15 protein-coding genes are annotated in these 18,182 nt (G+C 57.1%); all 15 read left to right on the forward strand.

Annotated features, from left to right (window positions below; all coding sequences use genetic code 11):
• The first annotated feature begins 152 nt into the window (after positions 1-152).
• A complete protein-coding gene (locus R2940_10730; GenBank protein ID MEZ4600248.1) occupies positions 153-1,049 on the forward strand; it encodes an ABC transporter permease in 897 nt (298 codons plus the stop codon).
• 46 nt (positions 1,050-1,095) lie between these two features.
• Positions 1,096-2,133, forward strand: coding sequence for an ABC transporter ATP-binding protein (locus tag R2940_10735; protein MEZ4600249.1), 1,038 nt, complete (start codon positions 1,096-1,098; stop codon positions 2,131-2,133).
• 170 nt (positions 2,134-2,303) lie between these two features.
• Positions 2,304-3,275 carry a tungstate ABC transporter substrate-binding protein WtpA gene (gene wtpA / locus R2940_10740; GenBank protein ID MEZ4600250.1) on the forward strand — a complete coding sequence of 324 codons (972 nt, stop codon included), beginning with the start codon at positions 2,304-2,306 and terminating at the stop codon, positions 3,273-3,275.
• 220 nt (positions 3,276-3,495) lie between these two features.
• Complete coding sequence (locus R2940_10745) at positions 3,496-4,872, forward strand: aspartate aminotransferase family protein (GenBank protein ID MEZ4600251.1); 1,377 nt, start codon at positions 3,496-3,498, stop codon at positions 4,870-4,872.
• Entirely contained in the window at positions 4,869-7,544 is a 2,676-nt protein-coding gene (locus R2940_10750) for an MMPL family transporter (GenBank protein MEZ4600252.1), read from the forward strand. The genes R2940_10745 and R2940_10750 overlap by 4 nt, the downstream gene beginning before the upstream one ends.
• Positions 7,545-7,798: 254 nt before the next feature.
• Positions 7,799-8,617, forward strand: a complete 819-nt coding sequence (locus R2940_10755) for a PhnD/SsuA/transferrin family substrate-binding protein (GenBank protein ID MEZ4600253.1) — start codon at positions 7,799-7,801, stop codon at positions 8,615-8,617.
• A gap of 16 nt (positions 8,618-8,633) precedes the next feature.
• Positions 8,634-9,386 carry a hypothetical protein gene (locus R2940_10760; protein ID MEZ4600254.1) on the forward strand — a complete coding sequence of 251 codons (753 nt, stop codon included), beginning with the start codon at positions 8,634-8,636 and terminating at the stop codon, positions 9,384-9,386.
• A gap of 120 nt (positions 9,387-9,506) precedes the next feature.
• Entirely contained in the window at positions 9,507-10,520 is a 1,014-nt protein-coding gene (hpnH, locus tag R2940_10765) for an adenosyl-hopene transferase HpnH (GenBank protein MEZ4600255.1), read from the forward strand.
• Between the two features lie 137 nt (positions 10,521-10,657).
• Entirely contained in the window at positions 10,658-11,392 is a 735-nt protein-coding gene (locus R2940_10770) for a hypothetical protein (protein MEZ4600256.1), read from the forward strand.
• 225 nt (positions 11,393-11,617) lie between these two features.
• Positions 11,618-12,079 (forward strand): peptidylprolyl isomerase, encoded by a 462-nt coding sequence (locus tag R2940_10775; protein MEZ4600257.1) that lies wholly within the window; start codon positions 11,618-11,620, stop codon positions 12,077-12,079.
• 174 nt (positions 12,080-12,253) lie between these two features.
• A complete protein-coding gene (locus tag R2940_10780; GenBank protein ID MEZ4600258.1) occupies positions 12,254-12,754 on the forward strand; it encodes a peptidylprolyl isomerase in 501 nt (166 codons plus the stop codon).
• 419 nt (positions 12,755-13,173) lie between these two features.
• Entirely contained in the window at positions 13,174-15,453 is a 2,280-nt protein-coding gene (locus R2940_10785) for a GAF domain-containing protein (GenBank protein ID MEZ4600259.1), read from the forward strand.
• Positions 15,454-15,835: 382 nt separating this feature from the next.
• Complete coding sequence (locus R2940_10790; protein MEZ4600260.1) at positions 15,836-16,498, forward strand: PEP-CTERM sorting domain-containing protein; 663 nt, start codon at positions 15,836-15,838, stop codon at positions 16,496-16,498.
• 827 nt (positions 16,499-17,325) lie between these two features.
• Entirely contained in the window at positions 17,326-17,616 is a 291-nt protein-coding gene (locus tag R2940_10795) for a hypothetical protein (GenBank protein MEZ4600261.1), read from the forward strand.
• Positions 17,565-17,975: a reverse transcriptase domain-containing protein gene (locus tag R2940_10800; protein MEZ4600262.1), complete on the forward strand. Its 411-nt coding sequence runs from the start codon at positions 17,565-17,567 to the stop codon at positions 17,973-17,975. The genes R2940_10795 and R2940_10800 overlap by 52 nt, the downstream gene beginning before the upstream one ends.
• Positions 17,976-18,182: the final 207 nt, after the last annotated feature.

The following is an 18,182-nucleotide window of genomic DNA, read 5'->3' on the forward strand; positions in this document are numbered from 1 at the left end:
CCGCTACATTTTAAAGCAAATCGTTCCGTTTGCAAGGAGATTCTACCCCTGAACGCTCAGCATTGCCGGGTTGAATACGAGGGTTTTCGCAACCTCCCCGGCTTGACAATCATCCTTTTCCTTCGCTATATTCGCCAGGATATACCGACCCCATGGACAGCAAAGGATCCCTGGATCCGCATGCCTTAAGTGTCTTGAACCTTATGCCGGAAACGTCTTCAAGTCTTGGAAATTCTGAGAGAAAGAGTGGTGAGGGTAAATTTACTTTCGGCAGCCCCTTTCTTTACCTCCTTTTTTTCTCCAGCTCCCTGGTCCTCCTTTTCATCGTTCTGCCTCTCTACCAGATGGTCTCCCAGCCTTCCCTGGCCAGTCTGATCGAGACCATCCGCGATCCGGAAGTGCTGGCCTCCATCTGGCTTTCCGTCTATACGGCCGCCGCCGCCGCGCTGATTTCCGTTGTTTTCGGCACCCCCCTGGCTTACCTCCTGGCCCGGCACCGGTTTTACGGAAAGAAGCTGGTGGAAAGCATCATCGATCTGCCTATCATGATACCCCATCCCGTGGTCGGCATTGCCATCCTGAGCCTGCTGGGACGGGAGCGTCCCCTGGGTCAGCTGATGGGCGCTCTGGGTTTGCGGATCATGGGCAGCGTGACCGGAATCATCGCCGTCCTGACCTTTGTCGGTCTGCCATTTTATATCAACGCCGCCAAGGCGGGTTTCGAGAGCGTGCCGGTGCGCCTGGAGCATGTGTCCAGGAGTCTCGGTGCCGGCCGGGCCGCCACCTTCTTCCGGGTGACCCTGCCGCTGACCTGGCGGCACATTCTCAGCGGCGTGATCATGTGTGCCGCCCGGGCGGTGAGCGAGTTTGGAGCGGTGGTGATTGTGGCCTACCATCCCATGATCGCTCCGGTCCTGATGTTCGAGCGATTCACCGCTTATGGACTCAAGTACGCCCAGCCGGTGGCGTTCTGGCTGATCCTGGCCTGCCTGGCCCTTTTTCTGTCACTCAGGCTTGTATCGCTTTCCCGACGGGAGACCGAATCATGAGCGCGTCGCACCCTGACCTTCTGGTTTTCCTGCAAAGGCATCGATCATGATCCGGTTGGAGGACGTATCGGTGGTTTTTCCGGGGTTCGCAGTGCGGAACATCTCTCTGCATATCGCGACCGGCGAGTTTTTCGCGCTGCTGGGACCTACCGGCGCCGGCAAGAGCATCATCCTTGAAGCGATTGCCGGACTGGTGCGGGTGACCAGCGGACGTGTTCAGGTGGCCGGCCGGGAGGTGACCCATCTGCCCCCCGAAAAGCGGCGTATCGGTATCGTCTACCAGGATTACTCTCTTTTCCCCCATCTGTCGGTGATCGACAATATCCGTTTCGGATTGCGCTACTTTCAACAGGATGAGAAGGACAGCGAGGCCAGAGTGGAACGGCTGATCGGGATGCTGGATCTGGAGCGGATCAGACAGCGTAAACCCCTGCATCTCAGCGGGGGGGAAAAACAGCGGGTAGCCCTGGCCCGCGCCCTGAGCGTCAACCCTTCGGTGGTGCTGCTGGACGAGCCCCTTTCGGCACTGGACCCGGGTTTTCGGGAGGACTTGCGCCAGATGCTGAAAAAACTCCATCAGGAGTTGGGAATGACCTTTCTGATGGTCACCCATGATTTTGAAGAAACCCTCTGTCTGGCCGACCGGGTCGCCCTGATCCGCCAGGGACAACTGGAACAGGTCGGCACCGCCGAGGAAATTTTCCATCGCCCCCAAACCCCCTTCGCCGCAGGATTTGTCGGCATGAAGAATATCTTCCCGGCCAGCATGTCAGGGGAGCGTATCGAATTCTGCGGTCTCAGCTTTCCGATGCCTTCAGGCCCTCTTACCGCATTCCGGCACGCCGCCCTGCGTCCGGAAGCCATTTCCCTCGGGATCGGCGAAGATTTTTCCAGCGATCACCTGGCCTGCCCCGGAGTGATCAGCCGGATCGTCAACCTGGGGTTTGTCCACGAAGTCAGCGTGCGTTGCGGTGAGGGTGAGTTCAGAACCTATCTCGATCGGAAGAACCTGCTCCAATCGGGTTTCCTTGAAGGACAGAAGGTTTACCTCGGCTTCGATCCCGGGGACCTGCATCTGTTTTAAGAAGTATTCGCGGCCCTTGTTTTTATCGTTGTCGTTGTCGTAATCGTAATCGTCCCCAAAACCATCGACTACGATTACGACAACGACAACCGTTCCGCTAGCGCGTGACTGACAACGAAAAGAACCAGTTTCTTGGTGGATAACCATTTTTAAAAAGGGAGGCTTCTGCAATGTATCGGTGCTTGTCTTTCATCTGTTTCCTGCTGCTGATCGGTTTTCTTTTTCCCGGCTCCCTTCTTGCCGAGCCGGCAGGGAAGCTGATTATCTTTCACGCCGGCAGTCTTACCGTCCCCTTCGCCGAAATGGAGAAGGAGTTCGAGGCCCGTTTTCCCAAGGTCGACATTCAGCGGGAGATGGGGGGAAGCACACGGATCGCCCGGTTGATTTCAGAGGTCGGCAAACCGGCCGATCTGATGGCGGCGGCCGACTATCAGGTCATCGACAAAAGCCTCATTCCCAGCCATGCCAGAATCAACATCCGCTTTGCTACAAACGAGGTGGTGCTGGCCTATAACGATCGGAGCCGCCACGCCAGCGAATTCAGTTCCGACACCTGGTATGACATCCTGGGCCGAAAGGGGGTCGTGTGGGGGCACTCCGACCCCAATGTCGATCCCGGCGGATACCGGGCCCTCATGGCCATGCAGCTCGCCGAAAAATATTACCGGCGGCCGGGTCTCTACGAAAAGCTTCTCGCCAACCGTCCCAAGCAAAACCTGCGGGACAAGGCGGTCAGTCTGACCTCCCTGCTTCAGAACGGAGAGATGGATTATATCTGGACCTACCGGTCCCTCGCCCTCCAGCATAATCTGAAATTCATTTCCATCGATGAGCATCTCAACCTGGCCGTGCCCGAAAACAATTCCTTTTATCGGCAGGCGACTGTCCGGGTGACCGGGGAAAAACCGGGCACCTACCTGGATCGCATCGGTGAATATTGCGCCTACGGCATCGCCCTTCTTGAAAATGCGCCGAATCGTGAAGCTGCGGAAGCCTTCCTGGCCTACCTGATCGATCCCCAGGGGGGGCTAGCCATCCTCGACAAACACGGTCAGCCGCCGTTCATCCCGGCCTGGGTTCCCACTCAGGAGATGAAGAATCTGCTTCCCGCTTCACTGCAGAAAATGGTGGTGGTGAGATAGACGCTCGTAGCTCGTGGCTTGTGGCTTGTGGCTTGTGGCGCATAAATTCTTTACTAGCAACGAGCAACCAGCAACGTGCAACCGCTTTTCAATAGACAGAAGGGACCGGGTGGCCTAAAATGCGGCCGACTCGGTGACCGGATCTACCAGGAGGTATAATCGACAGATTTGGACCGCCGTGACCAACAAATCCCTCTCAATGGAGCAGTGTTTTCTTGCCATGGACATCCAATCATTGGTCAGAGCCCGGCTTAATGAAACCTACGAGCTGCATCGCCGCTACATCAATCCCCAGTTTGTCCGCGTACTCGAAGTCATCGGTTTCAACCGTAACTACACTACCGCCAAGGGAGCGCGTTTGACCGACGCCCATGGCCGGGACGTGCTCGACTTTCTCGCCGGATTCGGCGTTTTCAACATCGGCCGCAATCATCCCTTCGTCGCCCAGGTGCTGCATGAGATGCTGGACAGCAATCCTGCCAATCTGGTGCAGATGGATCTCGGGGGCATCTCGGGGTTGCTGGCCGAGGCGCTGGCGAAGATCACCCCCGGAGACCTGGAGGCGGTTTTCTTCACCAACTCGGGAGCCGAGAGCGTCGAAGGGGCTCTCAAGTTCGCCCGCCAGGCGACCCGTCGCTACAAGATGGTCCACTGTGATCACGCCTTCCACGGGCTGACCCTGGGAGCTCTCTCCGTCAACGGCAATCGCGAGTTCCGGGAGCGGAACGAGCCGCTCCTGCCCGGCTGCATCCAGATCCCTTTCAATGATCTGCCGGCCCTGGAGAAGGCCCTCTCCGGTGGCGACGTGGCGGCCTTCATCTTCGAGCCGATCCAGGGCAAGGGGGTTTTTGTCCCGGACGACGATTACCTGCCCGGGGCTCGGAAACTGTGCGACAAGTACGGCACCCTGATGATCGCCGACGAGGTGCAGACCGGCTTCGGCCGCACCGGACGGATGTTCGCCGTCGATCACTGGGGGGTGGTGCCCGACATCATGACCCTGTCCAAGGCCCTGTCGGGCGGGTTTATCCCTGTTGGAGCCGTCATCGCCCGTCGCGAGATCCATTCCAGGGTATTCGACAGCATGGATCGCTGCTTTGCCCATTCCAACACCTTCGGTCAGAACGATCTGGCCATGGCCGCGGGCCTGGCCACCCTCCACGTTCTCGAGCAGGAAAACCTGGCCGCCCGTGCCGCAGAGTTGGGCCAGTACATCATCGACGGCCTGAGGGAAAAGGTCGGCCGCTACGAATTGTTCCAAGAAGTGCGCGGTAAGGGGCTGATGATCGGCATGCAGTTCGGCGAACCCAAATCCCTGGCCCTGAAGACCGGCTGGAAACTGGTGCATAAGATGAATGAGGATCTCTTCGGCCAGATGATTACCATGCCTCTGCTGGAAAAGCATCACATCCTGTCCCAGGTGGCCGGACATGGGCTGGATACGGTCAAGATTCTGCCGCCGCTGATGATCGATCGGGCGGATGCCGACTGTTTTCTCGACGCCATGGAGGCGGTGCTCAAGGACGTTCACCGGTTCCCGGGTTCCGCCTGGGAAACCACCAGCAAACTCGCCGTACGCTCCTTCAAACGCTCATGACTTTCCTGTCCCGCTTACAGAACAGATGTCTCGAGGGCATCTGGCGGCTGGTGCATGGGCGACCCCGCTCCCTGGTGGCGGCTGCGCTGCTGCTCACCCTGGTAGCCACTCTGGCCGCCGTATTTTTCCTTCATCTGGATGCCGACCAGGACAAACTGGTTTCGGCGGAACTCCCCTTCCAACGGCGTTATCTGGAAAACCTGCGGAATTTCGGCGACCAGGAATTTCTGTATGTGGTCATCGAGGTCGACGGGACCGAGCAGCAACATGATTTGGCGAAACAGTTCGCGGACCGATTGGCGCAGCGCCTGCAGGTCCATGGGGATCTGATTCGCAGCATTTATTATCGCATCACACCGGAAGATCTGGGTCGCCAGCTTCTTTATTATACGAGCGTGAAGGAGGCGGAAGAGCTGGCGGAAGCCGTCAGGCTGCTGGGACCGTCCGCTGCCGGCTGGCTCCAGGAGGGCGATCTCGCCGATCTTTTCGGGCTGATGGCCGGCCTGTTCGGCGGGGAGGGACAGTCTGCCGGGGGAATGGACCCGGCGCTTTTCGGCCCGACACTGGACAAGCTGGGAGATTTTCTGCGGCAGGTTGAAAAGGCTCGCTCCGGTCAGGAGACTGAAGGGCCGCGGTTCGATCTCACGGATGAGGGGACCCGGTATTTCTTTTCAGAGAACAACCGGTTTCTGATCATGCAGCTGTTGCCGGCCAAGGACTTCGGCACCATGGACGTGATCGCCGCGCCCCTGGCCCTGGTTCGCGAGGCACTGAACGAAACCCGCAAGGAGTTTCCCTCGATCCAGGCCGGGCTCACCGGACGTCCCGTTCTGCAGGCGGATGAGATGCGTACCACCAATACCGATATGACCCGGGCCTCCCTGATTTCCGCGGTTGTGGTCGGTCTTCTGTTCGTGGCCGTGCTCCACGGCATTCTCCGCCCTGTACTGGTCATGGCCTGCCTCGGTATGGCCATCGCCTGGACATTCGGTTTCACCACCGTCACAGTGGGATCGCTCAACCTGCTCTCCATCGTCTTCGCCCTGGTGCTGGTCGGTATCGGGGTCGATTTCGGCGTCCACATTGTTTTGCGCTATGTGGAGGAACGCAAGGAGGGCCACGATGTCGAATCATCCGTGCGTACGGCGCTGCTTCAGACCGGGCCAGGGGTGATTGTCGGCGCCGTCACATCTGTCTGCGCCTTTTATGCTGTCCTAGGGTCCGACTTCACGGGGCTTGCCGAACTGGGTCTGATCGGGGGAACCGGGATTCTGCACTGTCTGCTCGTCATGCTGACAGTGCTTCCCGCCCTGCTGCTGATGGCGGGACGCAAAAAACTGTTTCCGGAATCCGCCCCCCGCCTGTCGGCCCTGCCCTGGCTGGAGAAAGTTTCCGACCGGCCGGTTTTTCTGCTGGCCGTGCTGGCGGTAATCACCCTGGCTTTGGCGCCCGGTCTGACCAAAACCCGTTTCAGCTACAACCTGCTGGAGCTTCAGGCTGAGGGCCTGGAGTCGGTGGATTACGAAAAACGGCTGATCGAGGCTTCCGGAGAATCGACCTGGTTTGCGGTCTCGGTTGCCGATAGTCTCGAAAAGACTGCTGAACTGCGGCAGAGGTATCTGAGTCTGCCGACTGTCGGCGAGGTCGAAAGCCTGCTCGATCTGCTGCCGGATGACCAGTCACGAAAGCAGGAACTGTTTGCCGCGGCCGCGGATTCGATCCAGCCTCTTCCCGCCGAAATCGGGGAAATTCCTCCTCCCGGGGCCGATGCGCTGACCGGCTCCCTCAGGCGGCTGGAAACGGCTCTGGAAGATCTGGAAGAAAAGCTGTTTGCAGCCGGGGCAGGGGATGAACTGGCGGCTTTGGGGGATATCCTCGCCACGATCGACGAGATAGCCGAAAATCTGGCGGCCGAACCCGCTTCCGCAGCCCGGCTGGCTTCACTGCAGCAGAATACCCGCAGGGAAGTCGGAGAACTGCTCGATGACCTGCATTCATGGCTGTCCACCCCACCGGTTGAACCCGGGGATTTGCCGGCCTCGTTGAGGGACCTTTATATCGGCCGGAACGGCAGAATGCAGGTCAAGATAATCCCCAAGGAAAACGTGTGGGGGTTTGAAAATCTGAAAGAGTTCGTTCAGGATCTGCGCCGGGTCGATCCGGAGGTCAGCGGAGTGCCGATCAATGTGCTTGAATCGGCGCAGCTGATGCGGCGAACCTTCCTGTACGCGGCCGCAATGACCCTGGTGCTGGTCACGATCCTGCTTGCCGTCAACACGCGCTCCCTGCGGGAGGTTCTGCTGACTCTGCTTCCGCTGGGGGTAGGGCTGGTCTGGCTGCTGTCTCTGATGGGCTGGCTGGGACTGGAGTTCAATCTGGCCAATTTCTTCGGGATTCCGATCCTGATCGCCATCGGCGTCGATGGAGGAGTCCATTTTCTCGCTCGCTGGAAAGAACTCCCCGGGGGCAGGCTTTTTTCCACCAGCACCCCGATGGCCGTCAGTCTGAGCTTTGCCACCACGGCCATCGGCTTCGGCGGTCTGCTGCTGGCTCACCATCGAGGACTGGCGAGTCTCGGCGGAATCCTGGTGATCGGGTCCCTGAGCTGCATGCTCAGCTGTCTGCTGGTGCTGCCTGCGGTGCTCAAACTGAATCGGAGGGGCGATTCATAAATCGTTCGAAAAGGTTTTCCTCGTTGTCAGTGAAGCGTTAGCGGAACGGTTGTCGTTGTCGTAATCGTCATCGAGACCAAACCCCGAATGGCCCTTGGTGACGACTACGATTACGACAACGAAATGGGATTTTAACCACAGCTTCTTTGCGAACCTGTGAGATATAACGGACTTTCAGTCGTTTTCGGATACTTTGAATTTTTTCTTCAATCTATTAAGCTATCTTGAATAACCTGGAAAGGGGGTTTTCGCGCATGGGAATGCTGAAAATCACCATGATCGTTCTGCTGCTCCTGATGCCCGCATGGTCCCCGGCCACGCCCGGAGATCTCGATTTCTTCGTTATTCAGCCCGGCCAGCCGGGGAGCGCCGAGGAGGCCCGGCCGGTGATGAGCGCACTGGCCGATTACCTGGAACGGCAGCTTAAAGGCGAAACGGCGGTGGAAGGCGCCTACTTCAACATGACCGAGGAGGCCCTCGAAGCCCTGAAACCCAAGGTGCCGACCTGGGGAATCGTCAGTCTCGGGTTTTTCATCGAGTACGGAGCCCGCCTCGACATGTACCCCATCGCCTCCACCCGTCCGGGAGGCAAATCCCATGAACGCTGGTACCTGCTGGTTGCCAGGGGAGGACCGCAATCCTGGCAGCAGGTGGCGGGAACTGTCCTGGGAACCATGCTGTACCAGCCGCAAAGCGCCGCGCGCCTGATGTTCGCGGTCGAGCCGGACAAACTCCCCTTTGCCCTTGAAGGGACCTCCAGCCCATTGCGGGCTCTGCGTGACGTGGCCCGGGGACAAGCAGCCGGAGTTATTTTGGACTATTCCCAATACCAGGCCTTGCAGGCATTGCCTCTGTTCAAGGATCTGGAAGTCATCACCCGGTCTGAGCCCCTGCCGACCGCTCCTGTCGTTTCTTTCGGGCCCCCGGGCGAAAGGGAGCGGAGGATATCCGAGATTCTTCAGCAGATGAAACAGGACCCCGCAGCCCAAAACCTGCTGCAACTGCTGCAGACAGACGGGTTCGGACCTCCCGACCCGGGACTGGGGAGTTATGTCGGCAACGGTAAAAAATAGGCATCGAGGACCGGCTATGAAAAGGGTCGTCGGATACATGCTGCTGGCGGCTTTCTGGCTCGGGGCCTGCGCCCCCGTGAAACCGGCAGGCGAACCTGCCGGCGTTCCCGAAAAAGGCATCGGAGCTGCGCCGGACGTGCAGTTCGGTCGTGCCTGTACCCCTGCCGAAGCCAAGGATTTTCTGCAACAGGCCGGCGATGACCCCGCGGCCGCATTTCGCGGCGCGGCCTGCTGGATCTATCTCGCCGAGCAGGAGCAGAAGGATACTCCGGACAGGCTTGCTGCAGCCCGAAAAGGTCGGCAGCTGGCTGTCGCAGCCGTGGACGCCTGGCCGAAAAGCGGCCTCGCTCATTATCTGCTGGCCTATCTGACTGGCCTGGTCGCCGAGGGGTCCCCTTTGCAGGGGCTCGAACTGGTGCCGGTCATCGAGCGGGAGGCGCTGCTCGCCGCCCGTCTGGATCCCGGCATCGACCAGGGGGGGCCGGAACGGATGCTCGGTGAACTCTATCTGCGAGCCCCGGGTTTTCCGGTCAGTATTGGCGATCCTGCCCAGGCCACCGAGCATTATCGCCGGGCAGTCAAGCTTGCCCCGGCATACAATCCCAACCGCCTGGGGTTGGTGGAAGCCCTGCTGGCCGATGAACAGCCGGCAGAAGCCTGCCGGGAATTGCACGAACTGTTTCGTCAAGGCTTTTCTCAAGTTGAAAAGGAAGGCGACTGGCTGAAGGCGCTGGAACTGCAGCATGATTTGTGCGGGCGGATTCGGTGAGGAGTGAGGAGTGAGGAGTGAGGAGTGAGGAGTGAGGAGTGAGGAGTGAGGAGTGAGGCGCAATTGCCCTTTAACCCCTTACCCCTCTCCCCTCACGATTTATTTGAGAAGGAGTAAGTTTTGGGGGTTCCTGCTATTCAGAAGGCGCGTCTTGGCGCCTACATCTTCAAGCAACTGCTGTCAGGTAATCGTCGTTTCCCTCTGGTACTCATGCTCGAGCCCCTTTTTCAGTGCAATCTGCGCTGCAGGGGGTGCGGCAAGATCGCCCATCCGCCTGAAATCATGCGCAAGCGGATGACGGTGGAGCAGTGCGTGGCGGCTTCCGACGAATGCGGGGCGCCGATCGTCTCCATTCCGGGAGGCGAGCCGCTGATGCATCCGGAGATTCACCTGATCGCTATGGAGTTGATCAAGCGCAAACGTTTTGTCTACCTCTGCACCAACGCGCTGCTGGTCAAGAAAAGAATCGACCAGTTCGCTCCTTCCCCCTATCTGACCTTCAATATCCACCTTGACGGATTCGGCGAGAAGCACGACGCCCTGGTCTGCCGGAAAGGCGTGTTCCGAAGCGCTGTTGAAGCCATCCGTCTGCTCGTGGCCCGCGGCTTCCGGGTGACCACCAACACCACCTTTTTCGGAGACGAAACGCCCGAAAGCGCTTCCCGCTTCCTCGATTTTCTCACCTCCCTCGGCGTCGAGGGAATGACCGTAGCACCGGCCTTTAACTATGAATCCGCCGAAGAGAAAGACAATTTTCTTGGCCGGGACGGCACTTACTCCCTGTTCCGCAAAATCTTTGCAATGGGGAAGGGCCGGGGCTGGTGTTTCAACCACAGCGGCCTCTATCTCGATTTTCTGGCAGGCAATCAGAAGTACCCCTGCGCTCCCTGGGGGAATCCGACGGTCAACATTTTCGGATGGCAGCGCCCTTGCTACTTGCTCAACGACGGCTATGCGGCCAGTTACCGTGAGCTGATGGAAGAGACCGACTGGTCCCGGTATGGCACCGAAGCCGATACCCGCTGCCGGGACTGCATGGTTCACTCCGGTTTCGAACCAACCGCAGTCCTCGACACCGCCCTCCATCCCTGGAAAGGGCTGACAGTGTTTATGCGGCAGATGGTTAGGGGGTGAGGAGTGAGGAGTGAGGAGTAAAATCGGTATCGGTATCGGTATCGGTATCGGTATCGGTATCGGGTCGATCCTTGGATTTTTTAACTCAGCAACCAGCAACCAGATTTGCATTGTATTGAATATATGGGGTATCCTCGTTGAAAGCTGCTGTTGGTAACAGGCCCGGCCTGGTGGTGGCCCTGCCACAGGAAGCCAAGGCCTTGGCCGGACGTCGCTGGCAGATGGAGGACGGACGCCCCGTATGCCGATCGACCACGAAGGGGAGGCGGGAACTGCTTTGGGTTCAAAGCGGGGTAGGTGCAAAGCGCGCTTTGGAAGCCGCGCGCTGGTTAATCAGGCAGAAGGTCACCTCCCTGGCCGTCTTGGGTGTTTCCGGAGGCCTTGCTCCGGGATTGAATTGCGGACAGTTGATAGTCGCTGATACGGTTTTGAACGAATTGGGCTCCGCTGTTGCCACCTGTACGGGGACCGGGGAGCTTCTGAAATCATTACGCGGCCTCGGACTGGTCCCTGTCACCGGACCGGTCATGACCGTGTCTGAACCGGTCCTGGACACGGAAGAAAAGCGGCGGCTGCATGAAACAACCGGTGCCTTGGCGGTGGATATGGAAAGCGCCGCAGTCGCCCGGGTTGCCGCCGACGCAGGATTGAATTGTCTGGTCCTGCGCGCTGTCTGCGACGGACCATGTCGGCGGGTGCACCCGGCCCTGTTTCGGATGCTGAATGAAGAGGGTCGTCTCAAAATCCCGGTGCTGGTGAAAGAATTGCTCCGGAACCCCGGGCTGGTTTTCGATCTGTTGACAGCCCGGAGGGATTTTGCGATGGCTTTAACAGCATTGAAAAGGGCAAAAGACATTTTGGGACGCGGATAAACACTGATGAATGCGTATAAGGCCGATTCGTCATGCCCGAATGATTCTATCGGGCATCCATGTTGGATTTTACAGGCTGGATTCCCGATAAAAACCTCTCGGAAATGACGTTTTTTGATTGAACCGCGTATGCGAAGCAGCAGAATTGATCAGCGTCCAAATAGCATTGAAAAATTTAGTGGCTAAATGCCGCTGACTGACTTGGGGAGCAAAAGGAGACTTCGAATGTCCGAATCAATAAAAGGTGGCGATATCATCAGTGTGCACTATTCCGGCCGGTTCCAGGACGGGGTCGAGTTCGATTCCACCCGGGAACGCGAACCGTTTAAATTCATTGTTGGTGCCGGGCACGTGGTCAAGGGGTTTGATGAAGCCGTTGTGGGGATGAAAGCCGGGGACAAAAAAACTATCACCCTGTCACCGGCCCGGGCTTATGGCGTTCGTCAGAAGGAGTACGTCATCGACCTGCCGAAGGCAAGCATGCCCCATATGATGACCATTACCAAAGGAATGCAGCTCAAACTGCCTCTGGAAGGGGGAAGGGCCGTCCCTGCCACCGTCGTTGAGGTCTTCGATAACAAGATCCGCCTGGATGCCAATCATCCCATGGCCGGCAAGACACTTGTTTTCGACATCGAAATCGTCGAGACCGATTTGACTCCTCAACAGTTATTCGATAGAGGGTAGTAAGAATGTAAGACCTGAGGGCAAAATGCTTAAGATGTCTCTGGTAAATCCAGGGTTTGCCTCCAAAGCATTACGATTTGCGTATTGCGGATCCTATAATCCCTGCCGGAGCAAGAATTGACATCCGGCGCCCGGCGCTGAAAAATCAGCTGTCGGCCAAACAAAGGAGTAGACATGTCTGAAGCAATCAAAGCAGGCGATACCATTGCCGTCAATTACACCGGTAAATTCGAGGATGGCACGGTCTTCGACAGCTCCGAGGGGAAACAGCCCCTTAAATTCACTGTAGGATCGGGCCAGTTGATCAAGGGTTTCGATGAAGCGGTAGTCGGTATGAAAGAGGGGGACAAGACCACCGTCACCCTTCCTCCCGAGCAGGCCTACGGTGTTCGCCAGGAAGGGATGGTCATCGATATCCCCCGCGCCCAAATTCCTGAGGACATGAAAATCGAGGTCGGAATGCGCCTGCATCTCCGCGATCCCAACGGCAATCCTGTCCCGGCCGTGGTCAGCGAAATCAACGACGAGGCGGTCAAGATGGACGCCAACCACCCAATGGCCGGCAAAACATTGATCTTCGACATCGAAATCGCGGCCACCGGCTTGAAATCCGACCCCCCTGAATGCGGCGATACCGGCGGCGGCCACAAATGCACCGGTTGCGGCAAGCACTGAGTTCCGAGCATGAAAGGGGAAAAAGGCCGGTCTTCCGAAAAGGGGGACCGGCCTTTTTCGTAGTGTCGTTTATCGACGACGAAATACGCTGGAGCGACAGCGGTCATGCTTGAATGTCCATCCTTTCGATCCCCTGCCAAGTGAAGGTTTACTGAGCTTTTATAAGGGACAGGTCATCTTCTCCGAATTTCATGATAGAATTAACTATAATTCATGCTCAAATCTGTCGGGTTTTTTTACAGGTCGCGGGATAGGACGCAGTGGCCCCTGTTAAAGTTCCGATTTCTTTAATGAATTGAAAAAGGACGGATTTTTGCATTAAGGGTTGCGGGGAGTCCGGTTTTATGCTTCCGATCCGGGGGCTTGTTTTTTGCATTATGAGTCATAGGCATGGCAGATGTTCGGTCAACGGTGAGCAGATGAAAAGCGTCAGGAAACTGCAGGATAACTATCGCTCCGGCATGGAGGTCATCGACGAAATATGCCGTGCGATCATCCGTGCCGATGACCTGCCGACTATTTCCGGGCATATTCTCGATCTGGCCATCGGTTACACCGGTGCCGAAAAAGGCACTCTGATGCTGCTGGACAACCGGGGAGAGCTGTATATCCACAGTTGCCGAGGTTTCCAGGCCGCTTTCGGCCGCAGTTACCGCGTCAGGATCGGCGAAGGCATTGCCGGCAGGGTCGCCCGGGACCAGGAGCCGGTGCTGGTGATCGATATCGAACATGATGAAAGATTCAAGGGAACCGGCCGCGATCGCTACAAGACACGTTCCTTTATTTCCTGCCCGATCATCGGCCAGGACGAACTGTTAGGGGTGCTCAACATCAACGACAAAAAGGGCGGAGGTCCCTTCAGTGAGGAGGAATTTTCCCTTGTCCGGGTTTTGGCCAGCCAGGCCGCCCTGGCTCTGAAAAACGCCTATCTTCTAGGGAAATACAAGGAAAAGACTGCACATGCAGAAGAATTGAACCGCAAACTCATCGAATCCGATCTCGCCAAGACCGATTTTCTGACCCGCCTCTCCCACGAACTGCGCACACCCCTCAATTCCATCATGGGTGCCGTGTATTATTTGAAGAATACCCCGGCCCGGGTCAGCACCAGCAAAGAGGAGTTCCTGGGGATCATCAGCAGCGAAGCGGAACGAATGACCGCCATTCTGGAAAAACAGTTCGATTACCTCCGGCTTGAAAATGAAAACCGCGTCGGCCGCAAGACCATTATCTCTCTGGGTGAGCTGTTGGCCGACATTCAGGAAAGTCATCTGGTCAAAGCATCCCTAAACCAGTACCAGATCAGGCTGGAGCTCGATCCGGAGAGCGACAGGCCCGATCTCGTCGCCGATCGGATACAGTTTGGCCAGATGTTGGTCAACCTTATTCAGGGGCTGGCCGGACAGGTGAGCAGGGGGGCTGTCTTACACATTTCGGTCCATGAAAACGAGGTCATTGAGCTGATTCTTTCGGCCGGGGAGAAGTTGCCGGCAGCGCGGTTGCGCACCCTGTTTCAAGCCAATGAGGATTTTGGGCGCCAGGAATCAACGCCGAAGCTCAAGCTTTTTCTGGCAAGAAAGGCCGTTGAGGCAAACGGCTGGAAGCTGGAAACCGCTAATGGGGACAATGGTTTTTTCTGCCGTCTCCTCATTCCCCGGTTGGTTCTCGAGATGGAAGATGCGGCTCTCGATATGACCATGGGGCGAATGCTGGAATTCGTTTCCGAAACCCTCGGTGTCAATACCTCCTCTCTGATGCTCTGCGACCGCCTGAACGGAGACCTCGTTATCCGCTCCGCTCGCGGGCTCGACGAAGATGTGGTCCGCGGTACCCGGCTTCGCTTAGGCGACCGGCTCGCCGGCTGGGTTGCAGCCGAGGGAGAGCCACTGCTTGTGAAGGATATCGAGGGTGATCCCCGGTTCGGCAGTTCCTATTTCAGCCACCAGTACAGCTCGAGGTCCCTGCTGTCCCTTCCTCTGAAGATTCGGGGAGCAGTGATCGGAGTGCTGAATCTGACCGACAAGAACACGGATGAGCCTTTCACAGAAACTGACCTTCATGTAGCTCAGGTCATGGTCGAGCGTATCTCCAAATTCATTGAAAATCTCAAGGGGCAGGCCGGCAAGGTTCAAAAGGACTATCGAGGCATCATAGCCTCTCTCGACAGCCTGATTGCAGCCAGGAGCCGGTACGAAAAACGGGGCAGCTGCTATCCGGAACTGGTCGGCAACCTGATGAAGGAATTGAGGGCCGAGGAAAAGGATCGGGAACAGGCCCTTTATATTGCCCTGATCTATGATCTAGGCCTGGTCCTGCTGGACCGCCGCCTGATGGAAAAGAAACGCAATCTTTCCGGCCTGGAAATGACCGCCCTGCAAAACCATCCTTACTGCACGCTCGAACTGCTGCAGGATTTCGAACCCTGCGAAGACGTCAAGCGTATCATTCTCCACCATCACGAACACTTCGACGGCAGCGGCTACCCCAATGGCCTGAAAGGCGATGAGATCCCTCTCATCTCCCGGGTTCTGGCCGTGGTGGACAGCTACTGCGCCATGATCGAAGACCGGCCCTACCGGAAGGCCTTCACCTCAAAAGAAGCCTTGTCCCAAATTCGCCAGGGGGCGGGCTCCCAGTACGACCCGCGGGTTGTGGCAGCTCTGGAAAGGGTGCAGGCCAATTTTCAGAGCAGGGGTTGACTGTCGAATAATTTTACAGAGATGTCTTCAATATGGAAAAGGCAGTAGCTTGTCTACTGCCTTTTTTTTGGGGTAACTCGTGCATTGGTGCAAAACCCACTTCAATCTCATTTTTTGTGCCCACCTACTCCGTGCTTGGAGGTGTTTTTTCTTTTTAAGGGCATGATTACAGATGGTTGCATGCCATCAGAGGTACAATCAGGTATCAGCTGTCGAGATAATTTACATGCGTATGTTTTCAGGGCGTTCCTTGCAGAAAAAACATTTAAATTCAATGGCTTTAACGATTGGCATGTGAGATGCAAGGGAGTAGATAAAGACTTGGTTTTTACTACTATCCAAATAATGAAGAAGGCCATTATTCGTTGAAAAGGAGAGGGATATGAAAAAGTTTGCTTTCGTTGTCTTGGCCTTGTTGTTTATAGCAGGAAGTGCATGGGCGACGCCCATTTATCAGGGAAATCCTTATGCACCCCTTGGTACCGGAAATTCGGCTTTCCCTGATTTTAATGACCCCAACTTCAAGGGGGCGGGCTACTATATCTGGGCGAATAATGCTGCGCGCACCAGTTGGTCTGTGCGGTGGACCGGAAGGGAGATCGACGGCAGCTACGGTCGTTATGACTGGAGGGGATATGTCGCCTACTCTGTGGATGGCATTGATTCTCTCGATATGGTCCTTTGGGAAGGTAATGATGGCAGTGCATCCATTATGTTTTCAGACATGATTACCTTTGGCCAAGCTAAAGCGGGGCCGCATTGGGACGGTTTTGATTTTACGGTTTCGGGACAAGGCGGCGATTACCTGACCTTTATGTTGGGGAGCACCCTGTTCGACCTTTCCAATTTGGACAGGGGAATTTATTTGGGCGCAGACTACGAATTTGTCCTCGATAATGTCGATAGCGTGGCTGACTTCGCTGGTTCCAATGGCAGGCAGCGTCAGTTTGAAGCTGCCGCTCCCGTTCCCGAACCGGGCACCCTGTTGCTGCTCGGAGCTGGTTTGACCGGTTTGGGCTATATCCGGTGCCGCAAAAAAGCATGACGGCTTGTTGGAAACAAGTCCGGGCGAATATTGCCTAGCCGGACAAATAGAATATCGACAAGCCCCGCCATTCCGGCGGGGCTTTTTTAGTTTGCCCAGCGAAGCGGGCAAACCCGGCCTGTTGAAAGAAACAGGCGTCACCCCGACCAGGGGGAAGACAATCCGAATCGCAAGGGCGTTGCTGGCAACGGCAGGGTCTGAAGGAAGCGATAGGAAGTGATCTGCACATAGCGCAAGCGAACCTGATTCGGCGCTGCGGGTGGGCAAGCGTCTTAAATAGCGCGAAGCCCGATACCTGGTCAGACCCGTGGCGTGGTTGAGGATGGCGTAGCTCACAGGGAACTCGTAGTAACTGGGGAAGCTCGTATCGTTCCGAAAATCGGCGGTCGATTTCCGGAAAAGGGCGGCACAAGAGGAGACTCAAGGCCAAGCGATGCGGTGCGAGGTGGCAGAAGATTCCGTAGTAGTGATGAAGTCCCGGCCTGTGAAAGCTGGTAACAGACTGGAGGGTAAAACCGGGATGATCCGCTGCTTGGTCGGCGGGGGCCGCCATGTGCCAAAAGCCATGAGCGGAATGCGAAGGGATGACGTCTACTCGAAGGTCTTCGGAAACTGCATTTTCACGTCACGCCGGACACAAGCCGCCCGACGGGGTGGGACACGCTAACGGCGGTAGCCCGTGACAGGGTCTGCCGGTAATGGTCGTCCAGCGAAGTAACCGGGATACGCTGTCGTAGATTGCCCATGAGGGATAAAAGGCGACGGTCTTCCGGCCAAGAGCGCGAGGCACGGCGGAAGGGGCAGGGCAAGGAGACGCAGGAACAAGCATGGCGAAGAAATACTACAGTCTCTATGACCGCATGGTGCATGAGAAGGGACTGCTTCAGGCATATGCCAAGGTCAAATCCAACAAGGGCAAGCCCGGCATCGACGGGCAGTCCGTGGAGGATTTTGCCGCGCATCTGCCCGAAGAGATCGCCCTGCTTGTACGCGAACTGCGGCAGAAGAGCTACCGCCCCTTACCGGTCAAGCGGGTCGAAATCCCCAAAGCCGGTGGAGGAAGCGGTTGCTCGGCATTCCCGCGGTTCGCGACCGGGTTGTCCAGCAAGCCTTGCTGAACATTCTGCAGCCGCTATTCGATCCGGAATTTCATCCATCGAGCTACGGCTATCGGCCCGGGCGAAGCCCACACCAGGCGATCGCCAAGGCCAGCCTGTTCATCCGGCGGTATGAGTTCAAGTGGGTGGCGGACATGGACCTTTCGCGGTGCTTTGACACCCTGGACCATGATCTCATCCTTCGGAGCTTTCGCCGGAAGATCGCCGATGGCAGTATTCTGGGGCTGCTGCGGATGTTTCTGCAAAGTGGGGTGATGACCATGGAAGGGTGGCAGGCGAGCGAAGAAGGCAGTCCCAAGGCGGGGTCATCAGCCCCTTCATCGCCAACGTCTACCTCGATGCTTTCGACCAGTTCATGAAGAGTCGGGGTATCGAATCGTCCGCTATGCGGACGATATTCTGATCCTCACCCGCTCGAAAAGCGCGGCACACCATGCCCTCAAGGTGGCAAGAGAATACCTGGAAAGGAGCTTCGCCTTACCGTCAATGAACAAAAAAGTCGCATCGTCTCCAGCTTCGAGGGCGTCAGCTATCTTGGCGTCACGATCCACACCAAGTACACCCGG

This window comes from Syntrophotaleaceae bacterium (genome assembly GCA_041390365.1).
Lineage (GTDB): Bacteria > Desulfobacterota > Desulfuromonadia > Desulfuromonadales > Syntrophotaleaceae > JAWKQB01.

What these genes read in the sequence shown, in the direction of transcription:
- R2940_10730 (MEZ4600248.1), top strand. Translation starts at nt 153, where the DNA reads ATGGACAGCAAAGGATCCCTGGATCCGCATGCCTTAAGTGTCTTGAAC.
- R2940_10745 (MEZ4600251.1), top strand. Translation starts at nt 3,496, where the DNA reads ATGGACATCCAATCATTGGTCAGAGCCCGGCTTAATGAAACCTACGAG.
- R2940_10775 (MEZ4600257.1), top strand. Translation starts at nt 11,618, where the DNA reads ATGTCCGAATCAATAAAAGGTGGCGATATCATCAGTGTGCACTATTCC.
- R2940_10755 (MEZ4600253.1), top strand. Translation starts at nt 7,799, where the DNA reads ATGGGAATGCTGAAAATCACCATGATCGTTCTGCTGCTCCTGATGCCC.
- R2940_10760 (MEZ4600254.1), top strand. Translation starts at nt 8,634, where the DNA reads ATGAAAAGGGTCGTCGGATACATGCTGCTGGCGGCTTTCTGGCTCGGG.
- wtpA (MEZ4600250.1), top strand. Translation starts at nt 2,304, where the DNA reads ATGTATCGGTGCTTGTCTTTCATCTGTTTCCTGCTGCTGATCGGTTTT.
- R2940_10790 (MEZ4600260.1), top strand. Translation starts at nt 15,836, where the DNA reads ATGAAAAAGTTTGCTTTCGTTGTCTTGGCCTTGTTGTTTATAGCAGGA.
- R2940_10785 (MEZ4600259.1), top strand. Translation starts at nt 13,174, where the DNA reads ATGAAAAGCGTCAGGAAACTGCAGGATAACTATCGCTCCGGCATGGAG.
- R2940_10735 (MEZ4600249.1), top strand. Translation starts at nt 1,096, where the DNA reads ATGATCCGGTTGGAGGACGTATCGGTGGTTTTTCCGGGGTTCGCAGTG.
- R2940_10795 (MEZ4600261.1), top strand. Translation starts at nt 17,326, where the DNA reads ATGGCGAAGAAATACTACAGTCTCTATGACCGCATGGTGCATGAGAAG.
- R2940_10750 (MEZ4600252.1), top strand. Translation starts at nt 4,869, where the DNA reads ATGACTTTCCTGTCCCGCTTACAGAACAGATGTCTCGAGGGCATCTGG.
- R2940_10780 (MEZ4600258.1), top strand. Translation starts at nt 12,254, where the DNA reads ATGTCTGAAGCAATCAAAGCAGGCGATACCATTGCCGTCAATTACACC.